Source organism: Duganella sp. CY15W, assembly GCF_009857555.1.
In the GTDB taxonomy this organism is placed as follows: Bacteria; Pseudomonadota; Gammaproteobacteria; order Burkholderiales; family Burkholderiaceae_D; genus Rugamonas; species Rugamonas sacchari.
Window position 1 is genome coordinate 201,015 of the sequence record NZ_WWCQ01000007.1, and the last position, 15,632, is coordinate 216,646.

Below are 15,632 nucleotides of genomic sequence, written 5' to 3' on the forward strand. Positions count from 1 at the left end.
GCGTGTGGGTATAGTCTTTCTAAATGGACCGACAAGCATACACAGATTGGACCAAGCGTGCAGGGCAGGCCCTGATTACCGCCGCGCTCGCTGCTGCGGCTACCGCGCTGCCGCATAAACTCCGCCGCGGTATTGGTTATAAATATCCTGAATTGGAGAACACCCTTAAAATGGGTTTTGGGTGGAATGATGGTTATTCGTCATTCCATAATTTACGCCATGCGGTCGCGCAGTAAAGAATTTTTGAGTATTATCTCAAGGTTGGCGAGAAACTATCGGTTTGGGCTGTGCACTTCGTCGCAAGGGCATGTGCGCGTAAGTGAAGTCAATACGACAATAAAGCAGATGGAAGTGTGGATAAATTAATGAGTAATTATCAAAATCGCTTTAAATAATGTTTTATTTTGCCGACGGTTTTAAAAAATTCTTTTAATCAGCATGTGATCTTGATTTACCATTGGAGACAATAAGACGCACAGTTTTATTCTCTTATTTTATTCCACTGTTAATATTAATCGCATGCCTACGAAACTCGGTGTCATATTCGCATTCCTGCTGGCTTGCTGCCAGACCGTTTTGGCCGCCGGGACTGCGGAAACCACTGCCTTGCATCGCGGCCAGTTGTACCGGGTGACGCATGAGGGCAAGACCAGCTATCTATACGGCACGGTGCATGTGGGGCGTGACGGTGTGTATCCGCTGGACGCGATCGCGTCGCGCGCGCTGCTCGATTCGAAGGCGCTGGTGATTGAGCTGGATATCCGCGAGGATCAGGCATTCCAGGTGGCACTGACGCGTCACGGCCGCTATGCGGACGGCGATACACTGCAAAATCACCTGAGCGCAGAGACCATGCAAAAGACCGCGCAGGCGTTGGCGCGCGCCGGCATTCCACTGAAAACGGCGCAGCAGTTCAAGCCCTGGCTGGTGGCCAATCTGCTGGTGGGCGCCGAGCTGGACAAGCACGGCTATCAGCGCAGCCAGGCGGTGGAGTACGCACTGCTGGCGGCGGCGCAAAAACAGGACAAGACGGTGCGCGAGCTGGAGAGTGCTGACTACCAGCTCGGCCTGTTCGATACGCTCGACGAACCCCAGCAGGAGCAATACCTGCTCGAGACGCTGGCCGACCTCGCGGATGGCGATTCGCTCAAAAAATCCCGTGCGTTGCTGGAGGCCTGGAGCGCTGCTGATACTGCCGGCATCCATGCGGCATGGCAGTCGGCCACCACTGGCAACACGATTTCCGCAGGTTTCATGAACCGTGTCCTGCTGGGCAAGCGCAATCCGGAAATGGCGACCAATATCGAGCGCATCATGCAGCAGGATCAGGTCGCCTTTGTCGGCGTCGGCCTGCTGCACCTGGTGGGCGATGACGGTTTGCCGCAGCTGCTCAAGCGCCGTGGCTACGAGGTCGAGCAGCTGTATTAATACGCTTGTACGTTGCCGTTGTTGTAGCGGACGCGGTCGCCGATTTTGTAGCCGGGCTCGGACTCCACCACCACCATCTGGCTGCTGCCATCGTTCATGCGGACGGTGATGCGGTAGACCTTGTCGGTGGGCGTGCCACCCGTGCCGCCGGCTGCCATGGCGCCCATCACGCCAACGCCCACATCCTGGCGCTGCATCTGGTCGATGGCTTGAATGACGCCATACGTCATGCGGTCTTGCGGGGCCGGGCTGGGGGTGGCCATCGCGGTGCTGGCGCTGTAGCTGCCGGTGCTTGGGGTGTTGCTGTCGGTGGATCGGTTGGCGCAGCCTGCCATGGCCAGCAGCATGATGATCGCCATCGTCGTCGTCTTCATTGTCGTCTCCTGTTTGAACTGCAAACAAGGTCAGAGAGGCGCACGGCTGGAATGTTCCCTCAGCGCTGGAGGTGATTGATCTACATCAATCGCGCGATGCTACCTGCACGCAATAATTGTTCGGTATCACTTTAAAGGACACCGATATGTTGACACGCGTGACAGATACAATTATCGAAGAGTTAACTGATGCCACCTGCGGCGATACGCGCAGCCGGCATTTTTTTCAGCACGCACTGCACGGCCTGGTACGCGTGGCCAAGGCCGAGCAGCTGCGGGAGATGCGTTTGGATGTGGCCCTGGCAACCGGCGAATCAGTCTGCCCGAGGGATGCGATAACGACTCCAGAGAGCCCACATAAAGCCTGAGGCCAGTAGCGCCGCAGAACAGTCGACCAGCCAGTCCGATACCGCGCCATGGCGGTAGGGGAAGAAGCTTTGCACGAACTCATCCAGCGCGCCCATCGCAGCGATGGTCAGCACCGCCTTGACCGTGCGTAGCGCCAGGCTGCCATTGCTGCCGGTGTAAATCAGAAACGCCAGGCCGGCATAAGCGATGGAATGCAGGATGAGGCCGGAGGCGACTTCGCCGATGTCCTGGCGCGCACCGGGGATCGAACCGAGTATCAATATCATCAGATACAGCGCGATGGCAGTCCAGTAGCGCAGGCGGGCGTAAGAAGAGGTGAGGAGTATTTGCTTGAGCATGAGCGAACAATACCATGCACTGCAAAAGAAAGGGAGAGTGGTGCACCGGAGCCCCGGTGCACCTAGTCTTCAGTCATGCCTATCGGTTGCATGTACTTAAGATGTGACCAGTATAAGAGGGCATTGTGACGCCGTTATGACAGTTTCTGACATCGGAGCAAAAAAAAAGCCCGCTGGTTAAAGCGGGCTTAAAACTATTTTCTTGGAGGAGAATAGTGGAGACAGGTGCAATTATGCTGCGTCGCGAGATATGTGTCTAATTGTTGTTTCAGATACCAGACATTAGAAATTCGCATATCTCCCGGTTGACGCTGGCGTCGTGCTGCGCTAAATTGGTTAACACGTTAACGATTTCGGCGGAGAGCATGGAACAGTTCGACATTCCCGTAGTTGACCAGGGCGCGCTGGGCGCGACCTTGTGGCAAGCGCAACAGGCACGCGCCGTGGTGCTGCTGCATCCGGCCACGGCGGTCACGCAAAGCTATTACCACGCGTTTGCCGCATACCTGAGCGGCCTGGGCCTGCATGTGCTGACCTATGACTACCGTGGCACCGGCCGTTCCATCGCCGGCCATGTACGCGACTGCAAGGTGACCATGGCGGACTGGATGGAGCAGGACGTGGGTGCGGTCACGCAATGGGCGGCGGCGCGCTTTCCGGCGCTGCCATTGCTGGCGGTGGGGCATAGCGTGGGTGGCCATGCGATTGCGTTGTCGTCGGCGACGCCGCAGTTGCGCGCGGCGGTGATTGTGGCGGCGCATGCGGGCGTGACGCGCACCGTGCGCGGCGCCATCGAGCGCGCGCGGGTCTGGACCGTGATGCGCGTGCTGGCGCCGTTGCTGTGCCGGGTGTGCGGTTATATGCCGGGCAGCCGGCTCGGCCTGGGCGAAGATCTGCCGAGTTCCGTGATGCTGCAATGGAGCGGCTGGACCAGGCTGCCGCGCTACTTCTACGACGATCCCGCCATGGATGCAGCCGCCCGCGCCGCGCGTGTCCAGCTGCCGCTGCTGGTGCTGGGCTTTGACGATGATCCGTGGGCCAATCGCCGCGCGATTGATCTGCTCATGCGTCCGCTGGTGAATGCGCAGGTCGAGCGCCGCCAGTTCGCGCCATCGGAGGTGGGGCTGCCGGCCATCGGCCACATGGGCTTCTTCCGCAAACGCAGTGGGGCCGCGTTGTGGCCGCAGGTCGGCGACTGGCTGCTGAGGTCCGCATGAGCGCCGCGCCGCCGCGCTTTGGCTATCTGCTCAACCGCGCTTACCGCGCCTTGCAGCGCTGGGTGGAGACGCGGCCCGATGCCTGGGAGGGTATCAGTTCCGCGCAGGTGGGCTTGCTGTTCTTGCTGGAGTCGCGCCGCAATGCCAGGATCGGCGAAATTGCCGAGGCGCTGCATGTGGCGCCGGCTGCCGTCACCAATCTGTCCAAGCGCATGCAGGCGTCCGGCCTGATCGAGCGCGCCGGCGACCAGCACGACGGCCGCACCACGCGCTTGCAGCTGACGGCGGCCGGTGAGCAGGCCAGCCAGCAGTCACGCCGTCTGCTGCAGGAGTTGAATGGCCATCTGAAGTCCGGCTTCACGGACGCCGAACTGGCCGTGGTGGCGCGCTGGCTGGAACAGGCCGCCACGCTGGAGGATCAGGCTTAGTTGACCGGTACCGTGTAGTTCAGCGCCAGGCGGCCGCCGTCCACATACAGCGTCTGGCCGGTCATGTAGCTGGCGTCGTCGCTGGCCAGGAAGGCGGCGATCGAGGCCACTTCCTCGGGCTCGCCGCAGCGGCCCATCGGCGTGCGCGACAAAATGGTGTGGCGCGATTCCGGGCTCGACATCACCGCCTGCCGGGCCAGCTCGGTCAGGATGGTGCCCGGGCCGATGCCGTTGACGCGGATGCCGTGCGACACCAGATTCAGCGACATCACCTTGGTCAGCTGGTTGATCGCCCCTTTCGACACCACGTACGGCACCTGGTTGGGGATCGCCAGCTCCGCATTCACGCTGGACATATTGATGATGGAGCCGCTGTTCTGCTTGACCATCTCGCGCGCCACCGCTTGGCCGCACAGGAACATCGATTTCAGGTTGATCCGCATGACGCGGTCAAAGTCCTCCTCGCAGACGTCGAGGAAGTTGGCGGCGTGGGTGACGCCGGCATTGTTGATGAGAATGTCGATCTTGCCGAACGCGGCGAGGGTAGCGGCCACCATCGCGTTGACATCGGCCTTCTGGCTGACATCGGCGGCAAAGAAGCGGGCGTGCTCGCCCAGCTGGGCTGCGGCGTCGGCGCCCTCCGGCTTGATATCCACCAGCATGACCTTGGCGCCTTCGGCGATCATGCGCTGGGCGCAGGCCAGGCCGATGCCCTGGGTGGCGCCGGTGACGATCGCGACTTTATTCTGTAATTTCATGGGGATGTCTTTCTGAGGTGGAGATGGCAAATTTTAACAGCCCCTCCCGGCCGGGTTACAATAGAGGGTTTGCAATTTTCAATCGGGGGCCGTCGTGACTTTTATCAACAAATTATCTGCCGCGTGGACGGCCAACGACTCCCTGCTGTGCGTCGGCCTCGACCCGGACCTGGCCAAGCTGCCGGCCCAGTTCCAGAACGACCCGCAAGGCATTTACCACTTCTGCCGCGAGATCATCGACGCGACGGCCGACCTGGCCTGCTCGTTCAAGCCGCAGATCGCCTACTTCGCCGCGCTGAGCGCGGAAGACCAGCTGCAGCAGATCTGCGACTATGTGCGCGAGCATTATCCGCACATCCCGCTGATCCTGGACGCCAAGCGCGGCGACATCGGCGCCACCGCGCGCCAGTACGCGCGCGAAGCCTACGACCGCTACGGCGCGGACGCTGTGACTGTCAATCCGTACATGGGCTTTGACTCGGTCGAGCCGTACATGGAGTGGAGCGAGCGCGGCGTCATCATCCTGTGCCGCACCTCGAATGCGGGCGGTTCGGACCTGCAGTTCCTGGACGTCGGCGGCCAGCCGCTATACCAGCACGTGGCGCGCCTGGTGGCGGAAAAGTGGAATGCCAATGGCCAGTGCGCGCTGGTGGTGGGCGCGACGTTCCCGGAAGAACTGGCGCAGGTGCGCGCGATTGTCGGCGACATGCCGCTGCTGGTGCCTGGCATCGGCGCACAGGGTGGCGACATCGCCGCCACGGTGACATCCGGCCGCACCGCGAACGGCGCCGGCATGATGATCAATTCCTCGCGCGCGATCCTGTACGCGGCGGCGCAGCCAAGTGAAGACTTCGCCGCCGCTGCGCGCCGCGTTGCAGAAGAAACCCGCAACGCGATCAACCAGTATCGCGCTTGATACCCCGCAGCCCGCATGCCGGGGTCTGACCCCGCATGGGGTCAGACCCCTTCCAGCAGGGGTTAATGCGAGGGAGCGATCAGCTCGACATATTCGTACAGCTCGCCGAGAATGTGCTCGGCGCGCTCGTCAGCCTGCTGCTGCAGCGCGTCGATCTGCGCGAAGAAGTCGTCGATGGTGCGGGCGCCGCCTGCGCCTTCGTAGAAACGCGCCGCGCGGTGCTCTTCCCAATGCTCCATCTCGGTGTCCGACAGGGTTTCCGGGAAGTTGCGCGCGCGGTAGCGGAACAGCAATTCGGCCAGGCGGCCATCGCTGAACGATGGCGATGCCGCCGCCAGCCGTGCCGGCGGTTCGCGGCGCAGCGTGTCCAGCAGGCGGCGGTCTTCCTTGCTGACAAAGCCGTTATACAAATCCTCATCCACATCCAGCGGCTCGCCGGCCGGCCGGTGGAACACTTGCGCCCAGATGTCGCTGAGGTCGCGGCCGGCGGCGGCAATCGCGGCGTGCGCCTTGCCTTGTTCCACATCGAGTCCCCATCTGGCCGCCATGGCCGGCGACAGCGTCTTCAGGTTGGCCACCAGCATCGGCGATTTGTTGAGGTGGATGCTTTTCACGGGCAGGCGTGTCATGCCTTCCGGCAGCGCATCGCTGCGGGTGAAGATGCGGGTGCGGATGGTGTCGGCGTCCAGCGTGTACAGCTCGCTTGGATCGTAGGTGCAATCCCAGACGATGACTTCGTTTTTGTTGGTCGGATGCGTGCCCAGTGGATAGACCAGCGCAATGCAGCCGCGCTCGGCCGGGAACATGCCGGACACATGCAGGAAGGGCTGGCGCAGATTGGCCGCCAGGTGCATGCCGATCTCGTCGGCCACGCGGTCTTTCTTGTGCAGCGCGAAGCAGAAGTCGAACAGCTTGGGCTGGTGCTGGCGGATCAGACGGGCCAGCGCGATCGTCGCGCGCACGTCGGACAGCGCATCGTGCGCGGCTTCATGCAGCAGGCCGTTGGCCTTGGCCAAGTCTTCCAGTCTGAAGCTGGGCTTGCCATCTTCCTTGGTTGGCCACTGGATGCCTTCCGGGCGCAGCGCGTAGGTCATGCGGACCACGTCCAGCAAGTCCCATCGGCCACACTGGTTTTGCCATTCGCGCGCATACGGATCGATGAGGTTGCGCCAGAACATGAAGCGGGTGATCTCATCGTCAAAGCGGATGGTGTTGTAGCCGACGCCAATGGTGCCGGGCTGCGAAAACGCTTGCTCGATGGTGGCCGCGAACTGGTGCTCCGGCACGCCCCATTCCAGGCATTGCTGCGGCGTAATGCCGGTAATCAGGCAGGATTGCGGGTCCGGCAGGAAATCATTGGCCGGCTTGCAATAAATCATGATCGGATCGCCGATCTCGTTGAGCTCGGCATCAGTGCGAATCGCGGCAAATTGCGCCGGACGGTCACGGCGGGCGACGGCGCCAAAGGTTTCGTAATCGTGCCAGAGGAAAGTCTGATTGGTCATAGGTGCTACAGTAATTTAAAAATCTGCCGATAATTCCAGGGTCATCAATGAGGAGCAATATTATGGCTACTCCCGTATCGGTCACGTCCAGCAGCGCAGCAGCGCCGGTTCAGTCCAAGGACGACAAACCCGTGTCCACCGTTGCCAAGGCTAAAGCTGAGCTCAATGCCTCTATCGTACAGGCTTCCTTGACGGTATCGCTGAATTCTTCGAACGATCCGATGTCGGTGGTGCTGAAAACCGCGCTGACCGGCATCAATGAGGCGCTCAAGAACGATTTCGGCGATAACGCCATCCAGAACGCCATGTCGCAGGATAATACGCCGGAAGGCACTGCGGGCCGCATTGTATCGTTGTCCACGGCTTTTTACGAAGCCTATAAACAGCAGCACCCGGGCGACGATGAAAGCACCACGCTCAATAACTTCGTCAATACGCTGAAAAAAGGCGTGGACCAGGGCTTCAAGGAGGCGCGCGACGTGCTGCAGGGCTTGCAGGTGCTGAATGGCGATATCGCCAGCAATATCGACAAGACCTACGACCTGGTGCAGAAGGGCTTTGACGATTTCATCGCCGCCCACCAGACCAAGGATGTGACGCCGGGCGAGCCCTCGGCGCCCAAAGCCAACGCGGTCTGAGGTTTACACGGCGACCCGGTTGCGGCCCTGTTCCTTGGCGCGGTAGAGCGCCGCGTCGGCCGTCGCGATCAGCTCCTGCTCGTTTTGCTGCGCCTGCAGGGCGGCGACGCCAAACGAGGCCGTGATGTGCGGCAGCGGCAGGCGCATGTCGCCAAACACCTGGGCCGAGCGCATGCGTTCGCACAGGCGCTCGGCTACGGACACGGCCACCTTGTCGCTGGTGTCGGGCAGCAGCACCATCATTTCCTCGCCGCCGTAGCGCACCGCGAAATCGGTCGGCCGCAGCGCGCCGCTGAGCACGTGCGCGGCGGCGCGCAGGGCTTCGTCGCCGGCCACGTGGCCGTGGCTGTCATTGAATTTCTTGAAGTGGTCCAGATCAATCATGATCAGCGACAGCGGCGCGTTCGAGCCATGCGCGGTGGCGATCATGGTGGGCAGCAGGTCGTTGAGCCAGGCCCGGTTGTACAAGCCGGTGAGGCCATCGATCATCGACAGCTGGCGGTAGAACTCACCGAGCTTCTGGCGCCGGCGCAGCTGCGCGTTGGCGGCGCGGATGCGGAACGACAGCAGACGCAGCAGGTTGCGCGCCAGCACATTGGATTCGTCGATGAGCTGCCAGACCAGATCGGCTTCGACCACCAGCACTTCGCTCTGTTCCAGCGCGGTGATGCTGGACAGATTGGCTTCCTCATCCAGCACCGATTGCTCGCCCACGCTTTCGCCGGGCAGGAGCTTGCTCACCGTGCCATCAGCCATGCCGGTGCGGGTGTCGCTGGCCACCGACAGTGCGCCGCGCAGCAGGATGTACAGGCGGGCGCGGCTGGATTCGGTCACGGCTTCGTCCGCTTCCAGCAGCATGATGGGGCAGTGCGCCAGCAGTCTGGCGACCGCGGCGTCATCGTCGGAATTGCGCAGCAGCTGCAAATCGCTGATCTGGTAGCTCGATGAGCCGAAGGTGCTGATCTGTTTCAAAGGATTCTTTCAGGATGCCAAGAGGCAATCAATCGTCGCATTTAATCATAGCCGAAAGGATGAGTAGCGCACAGCTTGTTGTTGCGCGAAAGCGGCGAGGAATGCTTCAATACCGCCATTGCAACCCGACTGGATACAACATGGCCTATACCGACGCGCTGGGAACCGTGCATCACGCTGATCCAACTGCGCGCATCGTTTCGCTGGTGCCTTCGATCACTGAACTGCTGTGCGATCTGGGCCTGGCCGCGCAGATCGTCGGGCGCACCGGTTTCTGCATCCACCCGTGGGACACGGTGCAGCCGATACCCAAGGTGGGCGGCACCAAGGACGTCAATCTGGACAAGATCCGCCAGCTGGCGCCGACCCATGTGGTCATGAATATCGATGAAAACGAAAAGCCGACCGCCGATGCGCTGGCGGAATTCGTGCCCCATATCGTGGTCACGCATCCGCTGCGGCCGTACGACAACCTGGCCCTGGCGCGCCTGATGGGCGGCGTGTTCTGCCGCGAACAGCAGGCCGCGGACTGGTGCGCCGCGTTTGAAGCCGAATACGCACGCTTGCAGGCCGCGCCGAAAGGGCCGCCGCAGACCATGCTGTACTGCATCTGGCAAGACCCGTGGATGACGATTTCGCGCGACACCTATATCGCGCGCATGCTGGAAGAGATCGGCTGGCGCGTGCCGGACCTGGGCGCGGTGCGCTACCCGGAATTCCGCTGGTCGTCCGAACTCATCGACGGGATTGACGGCGTGCTGCTGTCGAGCGAACCGTACCGCTTTACCGAAGCCCATGCGGATGTGCTGGAGCGTCAGATCGGCAAGCCGGTGCTGCTGGTGGATGGGGAGATGATGTCGTGGTATGGCAGCCGTTCGCTGCAAGGCCTGAGGTATTTGCGGGAGCTGGCGCAACGCTAGGCACTGGCCCCCGCTGCGGAGTTACTCGGCTTCGTTGGCAACGGCGGCAGCCGAGGCCGAACCTACGCCATCCGCATGGCGTTTGCTGTCATGCAGTTTGCCGACGGCGCTATCGATCGAACGTTTGAGTTTTTCCGTGGCGCCGCTGATCGCCTGATGCAGCGTGGCAGCGTGGTCGCTGACGGCAATCGGCTGCAGGCCGGTAAGACGGGCTTCCATCAGGCAGCGATTGTCGCCGTCGGCCGACTTCTGGCCCAGGTTGTCGCTGAGATGGACTTCGACGCGGGTAATCTGCTCGCCGAAGCGTTGGAGGGCATTGCTCACGACAGACTGTACATGTTCGTCCAGACCAGTGTGACGAGTGATGGTTTTGTCGGTATTAACTTGGATTTGCATAGCTTGCTCCTGTTGTTGACTGCGATTCCATCTTACTCCTTGCAAGCTTAATCGGGCGTTAATTGCTTCACTTGTCTGGATAAAACTTGATGCCGCAGGGTTTTTCTGGTGTCGCACGCAGGTTATTACCCAGCTTCATTCACAATTGAAATCCAAGAAAACATGAATATTCCTGATTTCTGTTTGTACCGCAGGCTCACTATCCTGCTGCTCTTTGCCATTGCCAGCAGTCACGCCACTAGCGCTACCCCATTGAAAATGGAATCAGTGTCTGTGCAGACCGCTGCGCATATGTTGCTGACACCGCAGACCGTGGTGGCGACAGCTGACGATGGCATCGTGGTCGGAGGCGGTTCTTCTGCAAGCAAGGAGACCTGGGCCGTTAAATTTGACGCCGCCAATCGGCTACAGTGGCAATACACCCGGCAGGCGCCCCCAGCCGAGCGGCAGGCTGTTATCGAGGGGGCCAGCCCATCGAGCTACCACGGCGTGGCCGAGATGGCCGACGGCAGCTTCTTTTTGTGTGCGGAAAAGCCGTTTAACCGCAGCGGTCTGCCAGCAAGCATGTACCTGACGCATCTGAACCGTGACGGTCAATTGCTCGGCGAGCTGCCCATCAGTTCCAACAGCATCGCTACCGGCCGGAATTTTTTCCTTGCCGGGTGTGCCGCCTGGGGTGGTAATCTGGCTGTGCTTGCGTATGAAATGAGCTGGCCGCCCGGGCCGGTCATGGGGCTAGGGCGTCTGACTTACCTGCTGTTAGTCTTTGAACCATCCGGGGCAGTGAAGTGGGAATTGCCCGTGGCTTCGTTTCAGGCTGGCACAGCACCCGACCCCGACGGTGTGGTGTTTCAAGAGACTGGGGCTTCGCTGACGGTCTCGGCTACCGGCAATGTCTCGACTGAACTCATGCGGTTTAGGGCGTCTGGGGAAATCAGCGCGCATCGCAAGGCGGCTGGCCGTCAGTTGCTGGTCCATCGCCACGCCGGCACCGCCGCGCTCAAACTGCTGGGACTTTCTATCGAGGCTGATGGCTACCAGCATACGCTCACGGTGCTGGACGACGACTTGGCCCCTGTGTCGGCGGTGAGCGCCGGTCATCCTGCGGCGTTCCTGGTGAGTTCCGTCTTTGAAAAAGCCGATGGAACGTTGCTGATGTTTGGCTCCGAGGTCAACCGCGAAGGCACGCGCCAGCGTGCGGGGATACGCCAGGTTGCCGCTTCACTCGATGCTGAATTGCCCTTGGCTACTGCGTTTGCCCAGTTCAAGGATCCATTCTCCATCGTCACCGCCACCCTTCGTCGAAATGGTGAAGCGTTTGCATACGCCACCGCCGCAGAACCCCGTGATCCAGGCGTCGTTGTGAATTTTATTAAATGAGCGAAGGTCAGAACGCTGGCGTGCGTTAGCAATGTGGCGGTACCGCGCGGCTATCGCACAGTGCCAGCGGTGTCAGCCGTTAATCAGCGACGCAGCGATGTTGATGGAAAGCCCCAGGATGGCCAGGTTGTAGAAGAAGCACAGCACGGATTGGCCCAGCACCACCTTACGCATGCGGCGGCTGCGCACGGTGACGTCGGAGGTTTGCACTGCCACCGAGATCGTGAACGAGAAGTACAGGAAGTCCCAGTAGTTCGGCAGCAGCTGGTCTTCCTGGAAGCCCAGCGGTTTGTCGGCAGTTTCTTCGATATAGTACAGGTGGGCGTAGTGGGAGCAGAACATCACGCCGACCATGAACCACGAGCCGGTCAGCGTCAGCACGGCCAGCGCGTAGCGCCATGCCAGCTCGGCCTCCGGCAGGTTCTTGATGGTGGCCAGCTGCGAGATGATGGCCACCAGGCTCAAGAGCACGGCCAGCGACAGCGTGGCCAGGATCACGGGGCCTTTTTCATCCTGGCGGCAGGCGGCGCGTTTGATGTCGTGGTGGTCGGCCTGCGTCATCATCCACAGCATCATGGCCAGGTAGCTCCAGACCAGGATATCCCAGGAAACCAGCAGCCTGCTCAGCCATGGCCAGGCGTCCGGCAGCAGTGGCGCGGCGACGGCACCGAGCACGATGGCCAGGCTCAGGTGAGGGCGGCTGTGGATGATGGACGGCAGTGGCAGGTGCATACTCATTTTTTGTCTTCGTGCGGGAAACGGTCCATACGCGACAGTACCGGGAACAGCACGGCCCAGGCGCCCGTTACGGCCAGGGTGGCCGCGCCGCCAAACAGCACGGCGCGTGTCAGGCCTAGCCAGCCAGCGGTGATGCCCGATTCAAATTCGCCCAGTTCGTTGGACGCGCCGATGAATACGGAATTGACGGCGCTGACGCGGCCGCGGATTTCATCCGGCGTTTCATATTGCACCAGCAGGTGGCGCACGTAGACGCTAATCATGTCGCCGGCGCCCATCAGGAACAGGGCGGCCAGCGCGATATAGAAGCTGGTGGTGGCGCCCAGCACGATGGTGCACACGCCAAACACCGCCACGCCGCCCAGCATCCATACGCCGACGCGGCGCGTGATGGGGAAGAAGGCCAGCACGATGGAGCACAGCGCGGCGCCGATGCCCGGCATGGTGCGCAGCATGCCCAGGCCGCTGGGGCCGATGTGCAGCACGTCGTGTGCGAGCGCGGGCAGCAGCGCGGTGGCGCCGCCAAACAGCACGGCAAATAGGTCCAGCGAAATGGCGCCCAGCACCACTTTCTTCGACCATACGAAGCGCAGCCCTTCCAGCACCGTATGCCAGGAAGCCGGCCCGCTGGCGCTGGCCTGCTTGACCGACTTGACCATGGACATCATCACCACGGACAGCACCAGCAGCACGGAGGAAATCATATAGACCGTTTTCGGCCCGGCCAGGTAGAACAGGCCGCCCAGCGTCGGTCCCAGGATCACGGCGACGTGGAAGCTGGAGGAACTCAGCGCCACCGCCTTGCTGAAGCTTTCCTGCGGCACCAGGTTGACCAGGATGGCTTGCGTGGCCGGCCCCATGAAGGCGCGCGCGCTGCCGTACAGCACCAGCACGGCAAATACGGGCCACACGGCGCTCAGGCCGGTGTAGGTGAAGCCCAGCAGCATCAGGCCGCACAGCAGCTGGGCGCCGAGCGCCAGCGCGATCAGGTTGCGGCGGTCGTAGCGGTCGGCCGCGTGGCCGGCGATCAGGATTAACAGCAGGAAGGGCAGGAACTGCGCCAGGCCGATCAGTCCGAGGTCGAACAGGTTGTGGGTCAGCGAATACACTTGCCAGCCGATGGCGACATTCTGCATTTGCACGGCCAGCGTGGCCAGGGTACGGGCGGAGAGGTAAAGCGTGAAGTTACGGTGGCGCAGAACGCTGAAACCGTTATGGGAAGTGCTGTCGGACATTGGTGCTTTCAGGGAGCAGAGCCTGGGGACTCTGCATCCCCGAAGGCCCCGCTGTTGGGGGGGATGCTTATTTGTTGATGTCGGCCTCGGTGGTGAAGGCGTCCGCGTAGAACTCTTCCTCCGGCAGGCCGCACTGGGCGGCAAAGTCTTTTTTCGCCGAGTCCACCATGATCGGCGCACCGCAGGCGTAGACCTGGTGGCCGGACAGGTCCGGCAGGTCGGCCATCACGGCCTGGTGCACAAAGCCGGTACGGCCGGCCCAGTGGTCTTCCGGCAGCAGGTTGGACAGCACCGGCACATACTTGAAGTTCGGCATCTGCATCGCCCATTCGCGGCACAGCGCATCCATGTACAGGTCCTGCGGGCGGCGGCCGCCCCAGTACAGGGTCATCTGGCGCTGCGAGCCTTGTGCGCGCAGGTGCTCGACGATGGCCTTGATCGGCGCGAAGCCGGTGCCGGAAGCCAGCAGCACCATCGGCTTGTCGCTGTCCTCGCGCACGAAGAAGGTGCCCATCGGGCCTTCAAAGCGCAGGATGTCGCGTTCCTTCAGCGTGCTGAACACCTGGTCGGTGAACAGGCCGCCCGGCATGTGGCGGATGTGCAGGCTCAGCGGCTGGTCCTGCTCCGGCGGCGACGCCAGGCTGTAGCTGCGGCGCTTGCCGTCGCGCAGCATGAATTCGATGTACTGGCCGGCGCGGAACTTCAGCGTTTCATTGGCCGGCAGTTGCAGCGTCATGATGATGACGTCCGACGCCACTTTCTCCAGCGTCGACACGCGCGACGGCATTTTGCGGATCGGGTAGTCATCGCTGCCCGCCACTTCGCGCGCCTCGATCACCAGGTCGCCTTGCGGCACGGCGCAGCAGAACAGCGAGACGCCTTTGGCCGCCTCGTCGGCCGGCAGCGCGCGTTCCTGGTGCGGTTTGTGGACGACGCTGCCTTCCAGCACCTTGCCCTTGCAGGAGCTGCAGGCGCCGTTTTTACAGCCGTAAGGCAGGCCGATGCCGGCGCGCATGGCCGCCGCCAGGATGGTCTCGTCGTCCTCGCAGGCGAATTGGTGGCCGCTGGGCTGTACAGTTATTTGAAACGTCATACAATCTTTCGAATATGAAAAAACTCAATGTGCACAAATTCAATCGGCCGCGCCTGCTGATTGTGGGTTGCGGTGACGTGGGCATGCGGCTGTTGCCGCTGTTGACCCCGTATTTCCGCGTGTTTGCCACCACCAGCCAGCAGCAACGCTGCGCCGAATTGCGCGCCGCTGGCGCGGTGCCGCTGGTGGCCAATCTGGACCATCCCGCCAGCCTGTGCCGTCTGGCCGGGCTGGCGCCGTGGGTGGTCCATTTGGCGCCGCCGCCTGCCGAAGGCGTACTGGACCGCCGCACGCGCAATTTGACCGCCATTTTACCCGAGCGGGGACGCCTGGTTTACATCAGTACCACCGGCGTCTACGGCGATTGTGGCGGCGCCCTCTTTGACGAGAGCCGCACGGTAGCGCCGCGCAATCCACGCGCGCTGCGCCGGGTGGATGCGGAACGCGTGCTGCGCGGCTGGGCGCGGCGTAGCGGGGCGGCGTTGTCCATCCTGCGCGTGCCCGGCATTTATGCGGCCGACCGCCTGCCCATCAAGCGCCTGGAGCAGGGCACGCCAGCGCTGACGGAGGACGAGGACGTTTACACCAACCATATCCATGCCGACGACCTGGCGGCCATCATTGCGCATGCCTTGTTTTGTGCGCTACCTAACCGTATCTATCATGCGGTGGATGACAGCGATATGAAGATGGCCGATTATTTCGATGCCGTGGCAGACGCTTACAAGCTGCCGCGTCCGCCGCGCTTGACGCGTGCGGAATTGCAACAAGTGGTGACGCCGGCGCTGTTGTCGTTCATGTCGGAATCGCGCCGTTTGCAAAATAGCCGCATCAAGCGCGAACTCGGCGTGCGATTGCGCTATCCAACGGTAGGCGACACGCTGCGGACTTTGTAAAGATATGTAAAGAATTAACAGAAGTTAAGCC

General features: G+C 61.8%; 18 protein-coding genes. 9 read left to right on the plus strand and 9 right to left on the minus strand.

Going from position 1 to position 15,632, the window contains the following annotated elements; all coding sequences use genetic code 11:
* Positions 1-23 precede the first annotated feature (23 nt).
* Positions 24-236 (plus strand): hypothetical protein, encoded by a 213-nt coding sequence (locus tag GTP58_RS27755; RefSeq protein ID WP_161080212.1) that lies wholly within the window; start codon positions 24-26, stop codon positions 234-236.
* A gap of 283 nt (positions 237-519) precedes the next feature.
* The gene (locus GTP58_RS27760; protein WP_161080213.1) at positions 520-1,428 is read left to right on the plus strand and encodes a TraB/GumN family protein; all 909 of its coding nucleotides are present in this window, start codon (positions 520-522) and stop codon (positions 1,426-1,428) included.
* Here GTP58_RS27760 and GTP58_RS27765 read toward each other — a convergent pair.
* Both GTP58_RS27765 and GTP58_RS27770 read right to left on the minus strand, forming a co-directional pair.
* Complete coding sequence (locus GTP58_RS27765) at positions 1,425-1,802, minus strand: hypothetical protein (RefSeq protein ID WP_161080214.1); 378 nt, start codon at positions 1,800-1,802, stop codon at positions 1,425-1,427. The genes GTP58_RS27760 and GTP58_RS27765 overlap by 4 nt on opposite strands.
* Positions 1,803-2,116: 314 nt before the next feature.
* Complete coding sequence (locus GTP58_RS27770; protein WP_161080215.1) at positions 2,117-2,509, minus strand: VanZ family protein; 393 nt, start codon at positions 2,507-2,509, stop codon at positions 2,117-2,119.
* 365 nt (positions 2,510-2,874) lie between these two features.
* Between GTP58_RS27770 and GTP58_RS27775 the strand changes: the two genes are divergently transcribed.
* On the plus strand, positions 2,875-3,726 hold the full coding sequence (locus tag GTP58_RS27775) for a serine aminopeptidase domain-containing protein (RefSeq protein ID WP_161080216.1): 852 nt from the start codon (positions 2,875-2,877) through the stop codon (positions 3,724-3,726).
* Positions 3,723-4,154: a MarR family winged helix-turn-helix transcriptional regulator gene (locus tag GTP58_RS27780; RefSeq protein WP_072787314.1), complete on the plus strand. Its 432-nt coding sequence runs from the start codon at positions 3,723-3,725 to the stop codon at positions 4,152-4,154. The genes GTP58_RS27775 and GTP58_RS27780 overlap by 4 nt, the downstream gene beginning before the upstream one ends.
* On the opposite strand, the gene GTP58_RS27785 is transcribed toward GTP58_RS27780, so the two are convergent.
* The gene (locus GTP58_RS27785; protein WP_072787313.1) at positions 4,151-4,912 is read right to left on the minus strand and encodes an SDR family NAD(P)-dependent oxidoreductase; all 762 of its coding nucleotides are present in this window, start codon (positions 4,910-4,912) and stop codon (positions 4,151-4,153) included. The genes GTP58_RS27780 and GTP58_RS27785 overlap by 4 nt on opposite strands.
* Before the next feature lie 94 nt (positions 4,913-5,006).
* On the opposite strand from GTP58_RS27785, the gene pyrF reads away from it, so the two are divergent.
* A complete protein-coding gene (gene pyrF / locus GTP58_RS27790; RefSeq protein ID WP_161080217.1) occupies positions 5,007-5,828 on the plus strand; it encodes an orotidine-5'-phosphate decarboxylase in 822 nt (273 codons plus the stop codon).
* Positions 5,829-5,890: 62 nt separating this feature from the next.
* On the opposite strand, the gene sbcB is transcribed toward pyrF, so the two are convergent.
* Positions 5,891-7,333 (minus strand): exodeoxyribonuclease I, encoded by a 1,443-nt coding sequence (sbcB, locus tag GTP58_RS27795; protein ID WP_161080218.1) that lies wholly within the window; start codon positions 7,331-7,333, stop codon positions 5,891-5,893.
* A gap of 62 nt (positions 7,334-7,395) precedes the next feature.
* On the opposite strand from sbcB, the gene GTP58_RS27800 reads away from it, so the two are divergent.
* Complete coding sequence (locus GTP58_RS27800) at positions 7,396-7,971, plus strand: DUF5610 domain-containing protein (RefSeq protein ID WP_161080219.1); 576 nt, start codon at positions 7,396-7,398, stop codon at positions 7,969-7,971.
* A gap of 3 nt (positions 7,972-7,974) precedes the next feature.
* Here GTP58_RS27800 and GTP58_RS27805 read toward each other — a convergent pair whose 3' ends face one another.
* Entirely contained in the window at positions 7,975-8,943 is a 969-nt protein-coding gene (locus GTP58_RS27805; protein ID WP_161080220.1) for a GGDEF domain-containing protein, read from the minus strand.
* A 140-nt stretch (positions 8,944-9,083) separates the two neighbouring features.
* Between GTP58_RS27805 and GTP58_RS27810 the strand changes: the two genes are divergently transcribed.
* Entirely contained in the window at positions 9,084-9,863 is a 780-nt protein-coding gene (locus GTP58_RS27810; protein ID WP_072787308.1) for a helical backbone metal receptor, read from the plus strand.
* 21 nt (positions 9,864-9,884) lie between these two features.
* Here GTP58_RS27810 and GTP58_RS27815 read toward each other — a convergent pair whose 3' ends face one another.
* Positions 9,885-10,259 carry an HPF/RaiA family ribosome-associated protein gene (locus tag GTP58_RS27815; RefSeq protein WP_072787307.1) on the minus strand — a complete coding sequence of 125 codons (375 nt, stop codon included), beginning with the start codon at positions 10,257-10,259 and terminating at the stop codon, positions 9,885-9,887.
* Positions 10,260-10,421: 162 nt separating this feature from the next.
* Between GTP58_RS27815 and GTP58_RS27820 the strand changes: the two genes are divergently transcribed.
* A complete protein-coding gene (locus tag GTP58_RS27820) occupies positions 10,422-11,639 on the plus strand; it encodes a hypothetical protein (protein WP_161080221.1) in 1,218 nt (405 codons plus the stop codon).
* Between the two features lie 72 nt (positions 11,640-11,711).
* On the opposite strand, the gene GTP58_RS27825 is transcribed toward GTP58_RS27820, so the two are convergent.
* The 3 genes from GTP58_RS27825 to GTP58_RS27835 form a co-directional block, all read right to left on the minus strand.
* Positions 11,712-12,377 (minus strand): DUF1345 domain-containing protein, encoded by a 666-nt coding sequence (locus GTP58_RS27825; protein WP_161080222.1) that lies wholly within the window; start codon positions 12,375-12,377, stop codon positions 11,712-11,714.
* Positions 12,374-13,612: an MFS transporter gene (locus GTP58_RS27830; protein ID WP_161080223.1), complete on the minus strand. Its 1,239-nt coding sequence runs from the start codon at positions 13,610-13,612 to the stop codon at positions 12,374-12,376. The genes GTP58_RS27825 and GTP58_RS27830 overlap by 4 nt, the downstream gene beginning before the upstream one ends.
* A gap of 67 nt (positions 13,613-13,679) precedes the next feature.
* Positions 13,680-14,705, minus strand: a complete 1,026-nt coding sequence (locus GTP58_RS27835; RefSeq protein WP_072787303.1) for a CDP-6-deoxy-delta-3,4-glucoseen reductase — start codon at positions 14,703-14,705, stop codon at positions 13,680-13,682.
* 14 nt (positions 14,706-14,719) lie between these two features.
* On the opposite strand from GTP58_RS27835, the gene GTP58_RS27840 reads away from it, so the two are divergent.
* Positions 14,720-15,601, plus strand: coding sequence for an SDR family oxidoreductase (locus GTP58_RS27840; RefSeq protein WP_161080224.1), 882 nt, complete (start codon positions 14,720-14,722; stop codon positions 15,599-15,601).
* Positions 15,602-15,632: the final 31 nt, after the last annotated feature.

Coding starts and splice junctions, on each gene's coding strand:
- GTP58_RS27755 (WP_161080212.1), top strand. CDS start 24: ATGGACCGACAAGCATACACAGATTGGACCAAGCGTGCAGGGCAGGCC.
- GTP58_RS27760 (WP_161080213.1), top strand. CDS start 520: ATGCCTACGAAACTCGGTGTCATATTCGCATTCCTGCTGGCTTGCTGC.
- GTP58_RS27765 (WP_161080214.1), bottom strand. CDS start 1,802: ATGAAGACGACGACGATGGCGATCATCATGCTGCTGGCCATGGCAGGC.
- GTP58_RS27770 (WP_161080215.1), bottom strand. CDS start 2,509: ATGCTCAAGCAAATACTCCTCACCTCTTCTTACGCCCGCCTGCGCTAC.
- GTP58_RS27775 (WP_161080216.1), top strand. CDS start 2,875: ATGGAACAGTTCGACATTCCCGTAGTTGACCAGGGCGCGCTGGGCGCG.
- GTP58_RS27780 (WP_072787314.1), top strand. CDS start 3,723: ATGAGCGCCGCGCCGCCGCGCTTTGGCTATCTGCTCAACCGCGCTTAC.
- GTP58_RS27785 (WP_072787313.1), bottom strand. CDS start 4,912: ATGAAATTACAGAATAAAGTCGCGATCGTCACCGGCGCCACCCAGGGC.
- sbcB (WP_161080218.1), bottom strand. CDS start 7,333: ATGACCAATCAGACTTTCCTCTGGCACGATTACGAAACCTTTGGCGCC.
- GTP58_RS27800 (WP_161080219.1), top strand. CDS start 7,396: ATGGCTACTCCCGTATCGGTCACGTCCAGCAGCGCAGCAGCGCCGGTT.
- GTP58_RS27810 (WP_072787308.1), top strand. CDS start 9,084: ATGGCCTATACCGACGCGCTGGGAACCGTGCATCACGCTGATCCAACT.
- GTP58_RS27815 (WP_072787307.1), bottom strand. CDS start 10,259: ATGCAAATCCAAGTTAATACCGACAAAACCATCACTCGTCACACTGGT.
- GTP58_RS27820 (WP_161080221.1), top strand. CDS start 10,422: ATGAATATTCCTGATTTCTGTTTGTACCGCAGGCTCACTATCCTGCTG.
- GTP58_RS27825 (WP_161080222.1), bottom strand. CDS start 12,377: ATGAGTATGCACCTGCCACTGCCGTCCATCATCCACAGCCGCCCTCAC.
- GTP58_RS27830 (WP_161080223.1), bottom strand. CDS start 13,612: ATGTCCGACAGCACTTCCCATAACGGTTTCAGCGTTCTGCGCCACCGT.
- GTP58_RS27835 (WP_072787303.1), bottom strand. CDS start 14,705: ATGACGTTTCAAATAACTGTACAGCCCAGCGGCCACCAATTCGCCTGC.
- GTP58_RS27840 (WP_161080224.1), top strand. CDS start 14,720: ATGAAAAAACTCAATGTGCACAAATTCAATCGGCCGCGCCTGCTGATT.